The following is a 15,068-nucleotide window of genomic DNA, read 5'->3' on the forward strand; positions in this document are numbered from 1 at the left end:
GTTCACCTCTTCCCATTCCGAACAGAGTCGTTAAGCCCCGGTGCGCCTATGGTACTGCCTTCACCGGTGGGAGAGTCGGTCGCCGCCAACTTTACAACAACGAGCCCCCTGCCCCTGCGCTTTGACCAGCGCTCGGCAGGGTTCGTTTTAAATGTTAGTTTATAGTATCGGTTCTGTAGCTCAGCTGGTAGAGCAGTACACTTTTAATGTACGGGTCCTGGGTTCGAATCCCAGCGGAGCCACTAAAGGCCATATCCTTGCTTGGATATGGCCTTTTTCTATATGTTCTTCTTGGTGCTTAAGTACTTATAAATAGCATGCCGTCACAAGTAGGCTATTACAGCCACATTGCAACGGTTAACTATTTGCAATGAGTACTTTACGCCGGTTTCACATGTGATGAGCAGATTTGACAGCCTATTTTATAGGTTACGCCTTACTTACAAAAGATGTATAGGTGATTCTCTTCTATACAAGCCAACTGCAACCTGTAAGGACAGTGGTTGCGCACTGACCAATGGGTACCTAATAATGCATATAGTTTTTGTATAATATATTAATAAAGGGTTATATACTAGTTCAGGCCGTAGGCGTGTAAATAGCATAGAGCGGTAAAGTCCACACCGCGGACACCTAGGCAAACAGATGGAGTGTACTTCTGCCAGCGAAGCACTAGCTTTAGCCGCTCATCTATTCTATCGTCTCGCGTGTCTTTCTTATCCTCTATCGGATGGTGGTTGATAGGAGCATTGGTGGCGGTGCTACCTGCCCGTGCCCAAACTCCTTATGCCCCCACCTGGACTTCGCTCGACCGGCGTCCCATTCCGGCCTGGTTTACCGACGCTAAGTTTGGTATCTTCATTCACTGGGGCGTGTACTCGGTACCCGCCTACAGGCCCGTGAGCCCGCGGCCCTATGAAACCTACGCCGAGTGGTACGGCGCCGATGTGTATGGCAATGCTGCCCTGCGACAAAGCTTTCACGATAAGAATTATGGCCCCACATTCACATACCGCGACTTTGGGCCTCTATTTAGGGTCGAGTTGTTTGACCCCGCCCGCTGGGCTGACTTATTTGCCCGCGCCGGCGCCCGCTATGTGGTGCTGACCGCTAAGCACCACGATGGATACTGCCTGTGGCCCACCACCGCCCCCTACAAGCAGCAGTGGCACAGTGGGGTAGTAGGGCCCAAGCGCGACCTAGCCGGCGAGTTGGCTCAGGCAGTGCGGGCCCGGGGCCTGAAAATGGGGTTTTACTATTCATTATTGGAGTGGGAAAGTACCTCTACGGCTAATCGCCCAAGCGGCTACTACCTTCCCAAAGCCGACATCGAGAAATACCGTATCCCCGACGCGCAGTATGTAGAAAAGAACTCACTGTGGCAGTTGAAGGAGTTGGTTACGACCTATCGCCCCGCCTTACTCTTTGCCGACGGCGAATGGGACCGCTCGGCGGCCTACTGGCGTAGCCCTGAGTTTCTGGCCTGGCTCTACAATGAGGCTCCTAATAAGGACGAAGTAATTGTAAATGACCGCTGGGGGCAGGGCACCCGCGGGCAGCACGGTGGCTATTATACTAGTGAATATGCGAGCGACAACGAAAAAGTAGGCGTGCAACACCCTTGGGAGGAAAGCCGAGGCATGGGGCAGTCCTATGGCTTCAACCGAGCCGAAAATATTGAGAACTACAGCACCTCGGCCCAGCTGGTACACCAGCTTATCGACATCGTTAGCCGAGGTGGCAACCTGCTGCTTAACATTGGGCCGGCGGCCGACGGTACTATTCCCGTCCTCATGCAAGAGCGCCTAGTCGATATCGGGCGCTGGCTGGCCATCAATGGCGAGGCCATTTATGGCACGCGAGCATGGGCACCGGGGGCCGCAAAGGGCGCGCCGCAGTCCCTTTACTACACCGCCAAAGGCCAGGATGTATACGTGCTGACTACAAGCTGGCCTACCGCGCCCTTCGTTGTGGCCGGGGTACCGGCGGCCAGCCACCCCACGGTGACACTGCTAGGCAGTGCGGTGCCCGTCACGTACACAACCCAGCGCGGCCAGCTGCTAGTGCAGCCGCCGGTTCTCACTCTAGCCCAGGCGCCTTGTCAATTTGCGTATGTGTTCAAGGTGCACCGTGCCGACCGGTAGGACCTAGGGCATGGTGGTATGCAAAAGGCCGTTAACATCATCTGCCAAAGCAGATGATGTTAACGGCCTCTATACAAAGAGTTAACTAAGCGTGTAGCTCTCCGGCTAAGCTTTCTTAGATATGGTCAGCAGGTTCTTGCGCATATAGGAGGCGCTTTGAGTGATGCTCTGGAAGGCATCGCCGGCAAAATTCTCCTGCTCCATTACAGGGTGCTTGAGCCCCGCCGTGCCGGCGTAGGTCATGATGTTGCGGTAGTCAATCGACCCATTGCCAACTTCCGTATTCAACTCGCGATTGGCTTTGTCCATGTCCTTCACGTGCCAAAGCGGGAAGCGCTTGGGGTGGTCTTTTATTAGCTTAATGGGGTCTTGCCCAGCCCGCACTACCCAGTAGATATCCATTTCAAAGTCTACCAGCGCTGGGTCAGTTTCCTTCAGTAGCACGTCGTAAACGGTGGTGCCTTCGAGGGGCTTAAATTCAAAATCGTGGTTGTGGTATCCTAGGCGCAGGCCGGCGCTTTTGCACCGGGCACCAGCCTTATTAAATTTTGCCGCCAGGGTCCGGCAGTCGGCTACTGTGGCACGCAGCTTCTCATCTAGGTACGGTACAATGACGTACTGCTGGCCGCACGCTTTGGCCGCCTCAATAGTAGCCATGAGCTGGGCCTTGTCGCCGCTTCGTAGAAAATTGCCTAAGTCGTAGTGGCCGCTGGGGGTGGTTAGGCCATTACCCGCGAGCACGGCTTTGAACTCCGTGGGCTTCATGCCCCAGAAGTGCTTTTCGGGGCTGTAGCCAAACGTTTCGACCTCTTGGTAGCCAGCTTTTGCTACCTTAGCCAGCACGCCTTTAGCATCTTGGCCGATATAATCGCGCAGGGTATACAGCTGCAAGCCAGCCTTGTAGGGCGTAGGGGCGGCGAGCAGTAGCTCGGGCCGCACACAAGAAACAGCAGCCAGTAAGCCAACTTGCTTTACAAAATCTCGGCGGTGGGTCATAAGTGGGGAAAGAAGAGAAAAGTGAGGCTACCCACCAAGGCCCCAGGAGAGGTTAGAAATGGGTAAGCGTCGCAAAGTACAGCTTTTTGAACCGAAGCATTGCGGAAGAGACTCAATAGCTAGAAAATATCGTGCCTCTTATGAATACCGAGATAGAGTGGTGCCACGCGCTTCTATAGATACATCAGACCCTAGCGTACTTATTGGCAGGGCTGTATTGTTCGGGTACGGACCTACTCACTATTAAAGGAAACTCTTGTAACGGCGCGCCGAGCCCGGTAGACCCTAGGGGCTTGTGAATCACCTATTTGCTGTATACGGCCAGCGGCTGACAATCAGTAACTAGTATGAGACTCACATAACGTTTTGACTGCAATTAACGGCCGCTACTAGGAAAGGCCCGCGTATATGGCGTTGGTACGGGCGTGTCGGCGTGTAGTACCGTGGCTGCACGTAGCGGAAAATAGGGGTCGCGCAGCAGCTCGCGCGCCAGCATTATGAGGTCAGCCTGGCCAGTGGCAATGAGTTCATTAGCCTGCTCAGGCGTGGTAATGAGACCCACCGCGCCGGTTAAGATACCTGTATCAGCTTTTATTTTTTCGGCGTAGGGTACCTGATACGAAGGCACAAGCTTGGCGCGGTCGGGCGCGCTAAATACGCCGGCTGAGGCTGTAACCACGTCTACGCCGTGCTGCTGTAACACTGCCACCAGCCGCACCGAATCGGCTAAGTGCCAGGCGTGTTCTTCATCTGAAAAGTCAACGGCTGAAAGCCGCACTAGCAGCGGCATCGCCTCGGGAATAACGGCCCGAATTGCATCGACCACCTCAAGTAGCAGCCGAATGCGATTTTCGAAGCTGCCACCGTAGGCGTCGGAGCGATGGTTGGCGAGTGCTGAGTAAAACTGGTGTAGCAGGTAGCCGTGGCCCGCATGCAGCTCGATGGCATCAAAACCGGCATGTACGGCCCTAGTGGCCGCCTGCGCAAAATCGGCCACTAGGGTAGCTATTTCGGTCATGGTCAGTGCCTCCGCTGTATGCTGTTTATCGAGCGACACGGCCGAAGCGCTTTTGGTAACCCAGCCACCGTCGGTAGGCGGCAGGTAGTGAAAGCCTGCCGTGGGGTGCGCGTGGCTGCCCTTGCCGCCCGCGTGCCACAACTGCACGGCTATTTTGGCCCCCTGGGCCTGCACAAACTGTATGATTGGCTTCCAGGCCTCTACCTGTGCTTCGTTCCACAGGCCGGTGTCAAACAAAGTATTGCGCCCTTCTGGCGATACGGCCGTGGCCTCTGTAATTACCAGGCCTACTCCGCCCACTGCCCGGCTACCTAGGTGCACCAAGTGCCAGGCGCCGACTAGGCCATCGGGGCTAAGGTACTGTTGCATAGGCGACATGACCAGTCGATTTTTTAGTAGCAAACTGCGAACTTGGAGCGGCGAAAAGAGAGGAACGTTCATGTTATTTGAAGAGTAATAGGGGAGGCGCTATATCGGCGAACGAATGCTAACGCTAGCTTTGAGCACACTATTCCGGGGCGCTTTTCCTAGCCAACAGGTAGTCAGCAGCGCGCATACTCTTGCAAACCTAAGGGGGGCTTATGGCTACCTTAGCGGTAAAAAAGCCGGAATAAACGGTACTTTTAAGGCAGGGGAGCTTGCCGTTGGTTGCCCCACCCGGCGTGCGGGCGTATTTCACGGCCTTATGCACTTGCGCGCTTCTTTACTTACCCTAGGCCTGCTGGGAGCGCTACACGCAGCTCAGGCCGAGCCCATGACACCGCTGCTAAAGCCAGCAGAGGCCAATCAGCTACGTACCCGGCTGTGGCATACCCCGGCTGGTCACGCCCGACTGCACCTACTGCTTCAGCTGGCCGACGACCAGGTGGCCCGGCACGACGAGCAGGAAACACCTCTCGACAGCGCGGCTAATTATGGGCAAGAAGCCCTGGCACTGAGCACCCGGCTGGCCGACCCAATTAGTCGCATCCGTAGCCTATATGTGCTAGGTCAGCTGCCTGGCACTAGTGGCGCAGCCGACACTACCGGGCGGGCGTTGCTACGCCAAGGTCTGACACTTAGCCAGCAGGCGCGTAGCCTGGCGCTTGAAGCGACCGGCTGGTTTTACTTAGCCAATAGCTACCCGCGCACCACAGCCGGGCTGCCGCGCAAGCTGGCCGACTATGCTCGCGCCGCCGCCCTATTTGCGCAGGCTAAGCGCCCGCTAGAGCACGCCTACGTGTTGAAAACGATGGCCGATATGCACCTGCTGCAAGGCCACTCGGGGCAAGCTGAGCAAGAGCTGCTGCACGTGCTGGCCCTGTACCGCGCCGCCGGCCACCGCGAGCTGCACTACACCTACGACCTGCTGCGCGGCGCCACTCGGCAGGTGGGCAACTATCAGGCGGCTCTGCGCTACAGCTTGGTTGCCGTAGAAAGCGCCCAGGCCACCGGCGATACCACGCTGCTAGATTACCTATATAGCAACGTAGCCAGTATTTATAATGAGCTGCAACAGCCCACTCAGGCCCTGACCTACTACAAACAGGCCCTGCAACACGCCCGCCAGCGGCAGGTGCCAGCCGGCATCGTGAACACGAGCGCTGCCATCAGCCGCATACTGCTTGGACAACACCGGCCGGCACAGGCGCTACGGTTCTTGCAGACTTCGGCCGGCGCTTACCAGGACGCAAGCCCCGGGGGGTATCTACGCGGCCTCGTGGAGTGCTACGTGGCCATAGGGCAGTACGGGTCGGCCGAGCGCAGTCTGCGCCCATTGCTGGCCCGGGCTGCGCAGCCTGGCGTCAGCGATATGGAGCAAATGCTTGCCCACCTCGCAGCCGGGCGGTTTTACCTGGCCGCGGGGCGCTACGCCGAGGCCCGTCCACATTTGCAGCAGGCGCTGGGGCTATGCCAATCGGCGGGCTTCCTGCTGCAAGCGGCCAGCCTGCACCAATTGCTGTTTCGAGCTGACTCGGCACAGGGGCGGTTTCCGGCGGCCATCGCGCACCTGCAGCAGTACAAGCGCCTGAACGACTCGGTCTTTAATGCTGCTCGCAACCAGCAGCTGGCCAGCCTTCAGATTCAGTACGACACCCGCCAGAAGGAGCAAAACATTGCCCTTCTTACCAAGCAAAGCCTCTTGCAGCAGGCGCGCCTGCACCAGCGCGAGCAGCAGCGCAATGCCCTGCTGGTGGGGGCCGGCCTGCTGCTGCTACTACTGGGGCTGGGCTACAACCGCTACCGCCTCAAGCAGCGTAGCAACCACCTGCTGCGCGCCCAACAAGCCGAGATAGAACGACACAGCCAGGACCTAGCCCGCTTGCTAACCGAGCAGCGCGAGCTGCTGACCGAGAAAGAATGGATGCTGCGCGAGATTCACCACCGGGTCAAGAACAACCTGCAAGTAATTGGTAGCTTGCTGCATACGCAGGCCGATTACTCGGCTGAGCCCGCCACGCTGGCCGCCCTCGAGCAAAGTCAGCATCGGGTGCAGGCCATGGCTCTACTGCACCAGCACCTCTACCAGGCCGACCGCGTAGGCTGGGTGCCGCTGCCCACCTACGTGCAGGAGTTGGCCACGCACCTGCTTGATGCCTTTGATGTGGCGGGCCGTGTGCGCTTGCACCTCGACCTGGCTCCGCTGGCCCTGCCCGTAGCTACCGCCACACCCCTAGGGCTGGCGCTCAACGAGCTACTCATTAATGCGCTGAAACATGCCTTTGCTCCCGGCCAGGCGGGCACGCTCACGCTTACCAGCCAGCAGTCGACGCATAACACCTACCTGCTCAGCGTGGCCGACGATGGCCGGGGCCTGCCGCCCGATTTTGACCCTAGCCATGCCCATACGCTAGGCCTCACGCTGGTGACGGGCCTTAGTCGCCAGCTCGATGGCGAGTTTGCGCTGCTGCCCAACCCTGCCGGGCGGGGCACAGTGGCCCGCTTGCGCTTCAGCCTGCCCGGCCAAGTGGCGGCCGAAGTGAGCTCAGCCGCGGGCTAAGTAAAATCCGCTAAAAGTACCGGTAAAGCCGTTTTTTTTACCGTTTGGCACCCTAGGGGGCCGGGTAGTTTTGCAGTGTCAGAGCTACTGTGCAGTCGGTGGCCTGGCTAGTGTTTCACCTCTCTTACTACGTAGCGCTATGCCTAAACTCACGGTTAAAGACGGCACCGAAATTTACTACAAAGACTGGGGTACGGGCCAGCCTCTGTTCTTTCACCACGGCTGGCCGCTTTCCAGCGACGACTGGGATGCGCAGCTCATGTTTTTCCTGACGAAAGGCTACCGCGTCATTGCCCATGACCGCCGTGGGCACGGCCGCTCATCGCAGGCCCCGAACGGCCACGACATGGACACCTACGTGGCCGATGTAGCCGAGCTGACCGCCCACCTCGACCTGAGGAACGCCGTACACATCGGCCACTCCACGGGCGGCGGCGAGGCCATCCACTACGCAGCCCGCGCCGAGCCCGGCCGCGTAGCCAAGGTGGTGCTCATCAGCGCCGTAACGCCCCTGATGGTGCAAGGTCCCACCAACCCCGACGGTGTACCAATGTCGATATTCGACGAAATTCGCGAGGGCACGGCTACCAACCGCGCGCAGTACTTCACTGATTTTTCCATTCCCTTCTACGGTTTCAACCGCGAGGGCGCCAACGTGAAGCAGGGCCTACGCGACAACTGGTTTCGGCAGGGCATGAGCGGCGGGGCCAACGCCCACTACTACGGTATCGCTGCCTTCTCGGAAACCGACTTCACCGAAGACCTCAAAAGCGTAGATATTCCAGTGCTGGTGTTGCACGGCGAAGACGACCAGATTGTGCCCTTCCAAGTAGCTGCCGCCAAAGCCATCAAGCTGCTGAAGCACGGCAAGCTGATTGCCTACCCCGGCTTCCCCCACGGCATGCCTGCCACCGAGGCCGCCACGATAAATGCTGATTTGCTGGCGTTCATCAAAGACTAGAAAACAAGCCATTGCTAATCGACAAGAGCTGCCTCGTCGCCGGGGCAGCTCTTATGCGTTAGTACAAAGTCCAAGCTACTTCCTAGCGCACGCCTAGCTTTTTCATGCGTGCTTCCAGCGTGGTAGGCTTGATACCAAGCAACATAGCCGCGCCGCCGGGACCTCGCACGCGGCCGCCAGCTTGGGTAAGGGCCGCTACAATGGCTTCACGGGCAGCGTCGGCGAAAGGGCGCACTGAGGCAGCAGCCAGAGGAGCGGGCTCGGTGGGGGCTAGGGCTTCGGCCAAACTCAAGATGGGCGAGCGGGCCATGATGGCCGCCCGCTCCAGCACGTGTTCAAGCTCGCGCACGTTGCCGGGCCAGGAGTAGGCTAGTAATTGCTGAGCGGTATCGGTGGCCAGGCCAGTGAGGGGCTTACCCAGCTTTTTGGCGAAGCGGTGCAGGAAGTGGGTGGCCAGGGGCAAGATGTCTTCGGGGCGCTCGCGCAGGGGCGGCACGGCTAGCGGAAACACGTTAAGGCGGTAGTAAAGGTCGGAGCGGAAGCGGCCGGCAGCTACTTCCTGCTTGAGGTCGCGGTTGGTAGCCGCCACAATGCGCACATCCACTGCGATGGGGCCGCGGCCGCCTACGCGCTCAATCTCGCGCTCTTGCAAGGCGCGCAGCAGCTTGGCTTGCAGCTCTAGCGGCAGTTCGCCGATTTCATCTAGGAAAATGGTGCTGCCATCGGCCAGCTCAAACTTGCCTAGGCGCTTGTCAGTGGCTCCGGTGAAGCTGCCCTTCTCGTGGCCAAATAACTCGCTCTCAATCAAGTGTGGCGGTAGGGCGGCGCAATTCACCTTTACCATGGTGCGGCCAGCCCTAGCCGATAGCTCGTGCACGGCCCGCGCGACTAGCTCCTTGCCGGTGCCGGTTTCGCCGGTTATTAGTACTGTGGCATCGGTGCCTGCCACCAGCCCTAGGCTACTGAACAGCGCCTGCATGGCCGGGCCAGTACCGATGATTTCGCCAATGTTGTAGGTGGTGCGGATTTCCTCGGCCAGATAGGTGTTCTCCAGGGCCAACTGCTGCCCTAGAGTCTTAATGCGCTCGAAGGCTAGCAGGTTTTCGAGGGCCAGCGCTAGCGGGCGGCTCAGCTCTTGCAGCAGGCGCAGGTCGCGGGCGGTGTAGGCGTAGGGCGAGCGGCTGGCCACCACCACGGCCGCCACGGGCCGGCCCTGCACGGCCAGTGGCACATACATCGACGAACGCAGCCCTAGGTGCTCGCCGTAGCGCCGGGCCACGGGGTTGCGGGCGCGGCGGGCCTCGCCGGCTTCGCCCACGTTCAGGGTGGGCTGCTGCATCAGGGCCTCTAGCTCTAGCATGGCTTGCTGCCAGGCCAAGCGGGCGGCGGCATCAGGCAGATGCACAAATTCGGCGGCGGGCAGCAGCCGGAAGCTACCGTCGGGCTGGCGGCTGGCGTGGATGCCGTCTTGCACGGAACCCAGCACGCGGTCGACGCCGTGGAGCGTGAGCAGGTCGAGGGGCAGTACCGGCTGCAAGGCCAGGGCTACGGCTGGGGCAATGGCTTCTAGCTCGCGGCCATTGCGGAAGGCGCTGACCAGGGCTAGTTCGGCTGCTTTCTGGCGGCGGCGGGCTTCGATTTCCTCACAAACCAGCAGGTTGTCGAGGGCTAGGGCCAGCTGCGGCAGCAGTAGCTCTACGGTGGCGTACTGCTCGGGAGTAAAGGCGGCCGGGTCGGGGCTGGCCAGCTGCAAGCTAGTGAATGAGTGGCGCTTAAGCAGCACCGGGAACACAGCCAACGCCCGCGCCCCGAACGCCTCGCGAGCGGCGCGAGCCGTGCGTTGGGTGCGGCACAGCTCCTCGAAGGCAGCCCCAGCGAAGGTGCCCGTTTGCTCGCCTACCTCGTCGGGCGGCTGCTCGGTGAGGCGCTGCAACAGCGCGTCGGGCGCATCAGGACCCAGCAGCCGCAACGGGGGCACTTTCTCGAACACGCCCGCGGCATTCTTGTGCAGCACCACCCAGTAAAAAGCTTGTTCCTCGGGTAGCCCAATGCGCAAACTGAGCAAGGTAAATGGCACTAGTTGGTCGAGTTGCGTGGCAATGGCCTGGCTTAGCTCGTCGCGGTTGTGCAGGCGCGCAATGGCATTGTTGACAGCTACTTGCAATTCGCGCTGCCGACGCAGGCGGGCCTCCTCACCGTGGGCGTGGCGGTAGCGGGCCAGCTCTAGGGCCGCCAGCACGTCTTTCTCGCGAAAGGGCTTGTTGAGGAACCCTAGGGGCTGCGTTATTTGGGCGCCGGCTAGCACCTCGTCGTTAAGATTGGCCGAGAGGAAGACGAATGGAATCTGGCGCTCGTGTAGCCAGCCGGCGAGGTCCAGTCCGCTTTCTGGGCCTTTCAGGAAGATGTCAAGCAACACCACAGCCGGTGGGGCGTCGGCTAATAGCTGCCGGGCTTCGTCGGCAGTAGCAGCTAGCCCCAGCACCGCGTAGCCAGCCTTGGTGAGGCGCCGCTGCAGGTCGTCGGCCACAATAAACTCGTCTTCAACAATGAGCACGGTAGCTAAAGGCTCGGCGGGTGAGGAAGCTGGCGACATAAGTAGAAGGGCTAAAAGACACTGTGTAGCATCCAATAAAGTCCAAAGGTGGCCTCCAATATACTGGACGCTCCAATATAGTGGAGGCTATAACAAGGAGTTACCGTCAAATATTATCAGCATAGTTAATTGGTAATCAATGTAATGAGAAGAGTTTGTTCGATGCATTAGCGAGTTGGCATTGTCCTAGCAACTAGATAGGGCATACATATTCTTTTTATCCCGTGTCTATCTCAGCCATTCCACCTCCCGAGCCGCTACACATTGCGGAATGGGTAGTTACTAGTGGCCCATTGCAGGTCCCACCTCAGAGCTACCTAGCGTTGTTGCTAGCGCTTGATGATGCCGGCACCTGCCACAATCAGGAAGGCTTAACTTATGCGTGCCCAGCCGGTACGCTGCTGTTACTCGGTCCCGCCGACCGCTGGCAGCTCAACTCCCAACAGCCTGCCCGCCTAGCTTGGCTGTGCTTCTCGCTCGATTACCTAGCTAGCCAAATTGCCGGCCATTCTCAGGCGGCCGACTGGCAGCTACTGCAAGCGCACGGGGCGGCCCTAGGGTCGGCCGGCCACCTAGCGGCCTCCAAGGTGCCGCCCGCGCTAGTGGCTCTGCTCACGCTGTTGGTAGACTGCTATGCTGGGCGCCGCGGCGTAGCCCAAGACGCATTGGCTAACCCTCTGGCTGGCACGGTACTGCGGGCCCTGGGTCCACTGCTAGCGCCGGTCCATTCAGAGCCAACCGCTACCCACGCAGCGAGCGTGGTACGGCAAGTGCTAGCCTACATTCGGCGGCATGCAGCGGTGCCGGATAGGCTGCATCTAGGGCACCTGGCCCAAGAGTTTGCTTACTCGCCCTCGCACCTGAGCGCCTTGTTTCGGCAGCATATGCGCGAGCCGCTGCATCAGTACATCGTGCGCCACCGGCTACAACTTGTAGAGAATCAACTACAAGCCAGCGTACTCACCGTGTCGCAAATTGCCGACGAGCTGGGTTTTGTGGACGTGTGCCACCTCAACAAGCAGTTTAAGAAGCGCTACCACCTCACACCTACCGAGTATCGGCGGCAGCGCAGGCGCCCTAGCTCCCTAAGCTACGCGTAAGGTCTTCGCGCAGACCGAGCTAGTCCACTTTCTCTCACGATTCTTCGTCGGCTGCGCGGCCGGCTTCACCTTATGCACGATGCCCCTATCACTGTAGCTGGCCAGCCGCTAGCTACGGCTTCTAAAGCTCTCATTTTGCTGCACGGCCGCGGCGGTAGCGCAGCCGATATCCTATCGCTAGCTCGCTACCTACCAGTGGCCGACTACGCCCTGCTAGCCCCGCAGGTCACTGGCCACACCTGGTATCCACAGTCGTTTCTAGCCCCGCTCGCCTACAACGAGCCCTACCTAACGGCGGCCCTAGGGGCAGCGGGCCGCGCCGTAGCGCTGGCTGGCAGCCACGGCATCAGCCCCGAAAACGTGTACCTGCTGGGCTTCTCGCAGGGTGCCTGCCTCACGCTGGAGTACGCGGCCCGCCACGCTATGCGCTACGGTGGGGTAGTGGCCTTCACGGGCGGTCTTATTGGCGACCGACTATACCTCGACAGTTACACTGGTGACTTTGCGGGTACGCCCTGCCTGCTGGCTAGTGGCGACCCCGATGCGCACGTGCCCGCCGCCCGGGTGCGGGCCTCTACGGCCCTGCTCACTACCCTAGGGGCCGCCGTCACGGAGCAGATTACGCCCGGCATGGGCCACACCGTTACGCCGCAGGAGTTGGTGCTGGCTAACCAACTAATCTTCAAACAGCCTGCTGATTAGGCTGCACTTAATCCCACCTTATTTTCTCTTAGCTCTATGGAACCCCGTATTCTAGGCCTACACCACGTCACGGCCATTGCTGGTAATGCGCCGCGCAACTACGACTTCTACACCCGCGTGCTGGGCCTGCGCATGGTGAAGAAAACCGTCAATTTTGACGACCCTGGCACCTACCATTTTTACTTTGGCGACGAGCACGGCTCGGCCGGCACCATCCTCACATTTTTCCCCTGGGAGCACATCACGGCCGGGCGGCGCGGCACCGGTCAGGCCACTGAAATCGGCTACTCAGTGCCGGCTGGCAGCTTCGATTTTTGGATAAAGCGCTTCGAGGCCAATGGAGTAACTTACAATACACCTAGTGAAAAGCTGGGCGAGCGCTACCTGACTTTCCTCGACCCCGACGGGCTGAAATTTGAATTGATAGAGTCGAAAACGCCCGACACGCGCACACCCTGGACCACGCCCGAGGTGGGTGCCGAGGTAGCCACCAAAGGCTTTCACACCGTCACGCTTACGCTGGCCGACCCCGCCCGCACGGCCGAGATTCTGACCGACGTATTTGGGTACACGCTGCTCGAGCAGCACGTCAACCGCAGTCGCTACGTGACCGACGCGGTGCCGACCGCGCGGTACATCGACCTAGTAGCCGCCCCCGGCGAGGCCCGCGCCATCACGGCAGGCGGCTCGGTGCACCACATTGCCTTTCGGGTGAAAGACGACGAAGCCGAGCTGTATTTCCGCCAAAAGCTGGTAGCCAAAGGCCTGCAGCCCACTCCGCAAATCGACCGCGACTACTTCCACTCGGTGTACTTCCGCGAGCCGGGCGGCGTGCTCTTCGAGCTAGCCACCGATAATCCCGGCTTCACGGTAGATGAGCCGCTGGCCGAACTGGGCACCCACCTCATGCTGCCCACTCAGCACGAGCACCTGCGCGCGCAGCTAGAGCAGCGCCTACCCAAGGTGGGGTAGCCTAGCGCAATCAGTTTTTATCAGTCATTAATTGCCGTGCCCTAGGTGGGCGGCGTACCTCGTAGCTACCGGGTACGCCGGCCCTAGGTGCCGGGCCATACCCTACGTTCACGCCATGTCTTCCACGAATTTTCTACGCATTCTTCTTGCTGGCTTGCTGTTGCGGCTGGCTTGGCCCACCATCGCCGCAGCGCAGTCGGCCGCGCTAGCCAGTGCCCCGCGGCCCCTAGGGCAGTTGCAGCAGCAGTTCGTGGACCTGCGCTTCGGGATGTTCATTCACTTCAACATCCCGACATACATGGACCAGGACTGGCCCGACCCGGAGGCGTTGCCGGCCTTGTTCAACCCCAAAAAGCTCGACGCCAATCAGTGGGCCCGCGCAGCCAAGTCGGCTAACATGAGCTACGGCTGCCTCACCACCAAGCACCACAGCGGCTTCTGCATCTGGGACACCAAGAGCACCGACTACAGCGTGATGCACAGCCCCTACAAGAAGGACGTGGTGCGCCAGTTCACAGACGCCTTTCGGGCCAATGGCCTGAAGGTCATGCTCTACTATTCCATCCTGGACACGCACCACAAGCTGCGGCCCAACCAGATTACGCCCGCCCACATTGCCCTAATTAAAACGCAGCTGACCGAGTTACTGACCAACTACGGTAAGATAGAGGCGCTGATAATCGACGGCTGGGACGCGCCTTGGTCACGCATTTCTTATGACGACGTGCCTTTTGCCGACATCTATACCCTTGTAAAATCGCTGCAGCCCGACTGTTTGGTGATGGACTTGAACGGCGCCAAATACCCCGCCGAGGGGCTGTACTACACCGACATCAAAACCTACGAGATGGGCGCTGGCCAGCGCCTAGCCCCCGGCAGCAAGCGCATGCCCTCGCTAGCCTGTCTGCCCATCAACAGCGCTTGGTTTTGGAAAACTGACTTCCCAGCTGTGCCCGTGCGTGACCCAGCCAAGCTGGTGCAGGAAACGCTGGTGCCGCTCAACGAGAACAGCTGCAACTTCATTTTGAACGTGGCGCCCAACCGCGACGGCCTCATTGATGCCAACGCGCTGGCCGGGCTCAAGGAAATAGGCAGGCTCTGGAAAAACCAGGGCCCCACCACACCGCTCACGCCGCTCGAGCCGCCCATCATTGCCAGCAACCTAGCCAAAAATCAGGCGGCCAACTCTAGCTGGAGCGACGACATGAACATTATGGACTTTGCCAACGACGACGATTACCGCACCAGTTGGCAATCCAACAAAACGGTGGCGCAGCCATGGTACGAAATCGACTTTAAGAACGAGCGCAGCTTCAACACGGTAGTGGTGGCCGAGCCCAAAGCCAATATCACCGGCTATACCCTCGACTACTGGAACGGCGTGGCTTGGCTGCCGCTCTTTGATGGCCGCAACGGTGAGCGCATCAAGCTACACCGCTTTGGCCGGGTGTGGGGCAGCAAGGTGCGCATGCAGATTAAAGCCTACGACCACCAGCCCTCCCTCGCCGAGTTTCAGGTGTTTGATGAACGGCGCTAAGACCAAGTTCAGGCATCGCGGCAACTACTGCTTTGGCTAGCCGTGTAGGGCCTAGAAAGCAAAAC

Annotated in this window: 10 protein-coding genes, 1 tRNA gene and 1 rRNA gene; 9 read left to right on the forward strand and 3 right to left on the reverse strand. The window is 59.6% G+C overall.

Going from position 1 to position 15,068, the window contains the following annotated elements; genetic code table 11:
* The 3 genes from rrf to FNT36_RS00010 form a co-directional block, all read left to right on the forward strand.
* Positions 1-91 (forward strand): 5S ribosomal RNA (gene rrf / locus FNT36_RS26080); the annotation flags it as partial.
* Positions 92-169: 78 nt separating this feature from the next.
* Positions 170-242 (forward strand) — tRNA-Lys (locus tag FNT36_RS00005).
* A gap of 465 nt (positions 243-707) precedes the next feature.
* Positions 708-2,144, forward strand: a complete 1,437-nt coding sequence (locus FNT36_RS00010) for an alpha-L-fucosidase (RefSeq protein WP_233635557.1) — start codon at positions 708-710, stop codon at positions 2,142-2,144.
* Positions 2,145-2,249: 105 nt separating this feature from the next.
* Here the strand turns inward: FNT36_RS00010 and FNT36_RS00015 are convergent, their stop codons facing one another.
* Both FNT36_RS00015 and FNT36_RS00020 read right to left on the reverse strand, forming a co-directional pair.
* A complete protein-coding gene (locus FNT36_RS00015; protein WP_144842720.1) occupies positions 2,250-3,140 on the reverse strand; it encodes a sugar phosphate isomerase/epimerase family protein in 891 nt (296 codons plus the stop codon).
* 376 nt (positions 3,141-3,516) lie between these two features.
* A complete protein-coding gene (locus FNT36_RS00020; protein ID WP_144842722.1) occupies positions 3,517-4,599 on the reverse strand; it encodes an NADH:flavin oxidoreductase/NADH oxidase in 1,083 nt (360 codons plus the stop codon).
* Between the two features lie 244 nt (positions 4,600-4,843).
* Here FNT36_RS00020 and FNT36_RS00025 point away from each other — a divergent pair, with 244 nt between their 5' ends.
* On the forward strand, positions 4,844-7,138 hold the full coding sequence (locus FNT36_RS00025) for a sensor histidine kinase (protein ID WP_233635559.1): 2,295 nt from the start codon (positions 4,844-4,846) through the stop codon (positions 7,136-7,138).
* 139 nt (positions 7,139-7,277) lie between these two features.
* Positions 7,278-8,099 (forward strand): alpha/beta fold hydrolase, encoded by an 822-nt coding sequence (locus FNT36_RS00030; protein WP_144842727.1) that lies wholly within the window; start codon positions 7,278-7,280, stop codon positions 8,097-8,099.
* 82 nt (positions 8,100-8,181) lie between these two features.
* On the opposite strand, the gene FNT36_RS00035 is transcribed toward FNT36_RS00030, so the two are convergent.
* Positions 8,182-10,692 (reverse strand): sigma 54-interacting transcriptional regulator, encoded by a 2,511-nt coding sequence (locus FNT36_RS00035; protein WP_144842729.1) that lies wholly within the window; start codon positions 10,690-10,692, stop codon positions 8,182-8,184.
* A 224-nt stretch (positions 10,693-10,916) separates the two neighbouring features.
* Here FNT36_RS00035 and FNT36_RS00040 point away from each other — a divergent pair, with 224 nt between their 5' ends.
* From FNT36_RS00040 to FNT36_RS00055, 4 genes are all read left to right on the forward strand, one after another.
* Positions 10,917-11,792: an AraC family transcriptional regulator gene (locus FNT36_RS00040; protein WP_233635560.1), complete on the forward strand. Its 876-nt coding sequence runs from the start codon at positions 10,917-10,919 to the stop codon at positions 11,790-11,792.
* A 72-nt stretch (positions 11,793-11,864) separates the two neighbouring features.
* Positions 11,865-12,494, forward strand: coding sequence for an alpha/beta hydrolase (locus tag FNT36_RS00045; RefSeq protein WP_144842733.1), 630 nt, complete (start codon positions 11,865-11,867; stop codon positions 12,492-12,494).
* Between the two features lie 36 nt (positions 12,495-12,530).
* Positions 12,531-13,466 carry a ring-cleaving dioxygenase gene (locus FNT36_RS00050; RefSeq protein WP_144842735.1) on the forward strand — a complete coding sequence of 312 codons (936 nt, stop codon included), beginning with the start codon at positions 12,531-12,533 and terminating at the stop codon, positions 13,464-13,466.
* A gap of 115 nt (positions 13,467-13,581) precedes the next feature.
* Positions 13,582-15,003 (forward strand): alpha-L-fucosidase, encoded by a 1,422-nt coding sequence (locus tag FNT36_RS00055; RefSeq protein ID WP_144842737.1) that lies wholly within the window; start codon positions 13,582-13,584, stop codon positions 15,001-15,003.
* Positions 15,004-15,068: the final 65 nt, after the last annotated feature.

The sequence above is a fragment of the Hymenobacter setariae genome (genome assembly GCF_007713685.1).
Lineage (GTDB): Bacteria > Bacteroidota > Bacteroidia > Cytophagales > Hymenobacteraceae > Hymenobacter > Hymenobacter setariae.

Coding starts and splice junctions, on each gene's coding strand:
- FNT36_RS00015 (WP_144842720.1), bottom strand. CDS start 3,140: ATGACCCACCGCCGAGATTTTGTAAAGCAAGTTGGCTTACTGGCTGCT.
- FNT36_RS00020 (WP_144842722.1), bottom strand. CDS start 4,599: ATGAACGTTCCTCTCTTTTCGCCGCTCCAAGTTCGCAGTTTGCTACTA.
- FNT36_RS00025 (WP_233635559.1), top strand. CDS start 4,844: ATGCACTTGCGCGCTTCTTTACTTACCCTAGGCCTGCTGGGAGCGCTA.
- FNT36_RS00030 (WP_144842727.1), top strand. CDS start 7,278: ATGCCTAAACTCACGGTTAAAGACGGCACCGAAATTTACTACAAAGAC.
- FNT36_RS00035 (WP_144842729.1), bottom strand. CDS start 10,692: ATGTCGCCAGCTTCCTCACCCGCCGAGCCTTTAGCTACCGTGCTCATT.
- FNT36_RS00045 (WP_144842733.1), top strand. CDS start 11,865: ATGCACGATGCCCCTATCACTGTAGCTGGCCAGCCGCTAGCTACGGCT.
- FNT36_RS00050 (WP_144842735.1), top strand. CDS start 12,531: ATGGAACCCCGTATTCTAGGCCTACACCACGTCACGGCCATTGCTGGT.
- FNT36_RS00055 (WP_144842737.1), top strand. CDS start 13,582: ATGTCTTCCACGAATTTTCTACGCATTCTTCTTGCTGGCTTGCTGTTG.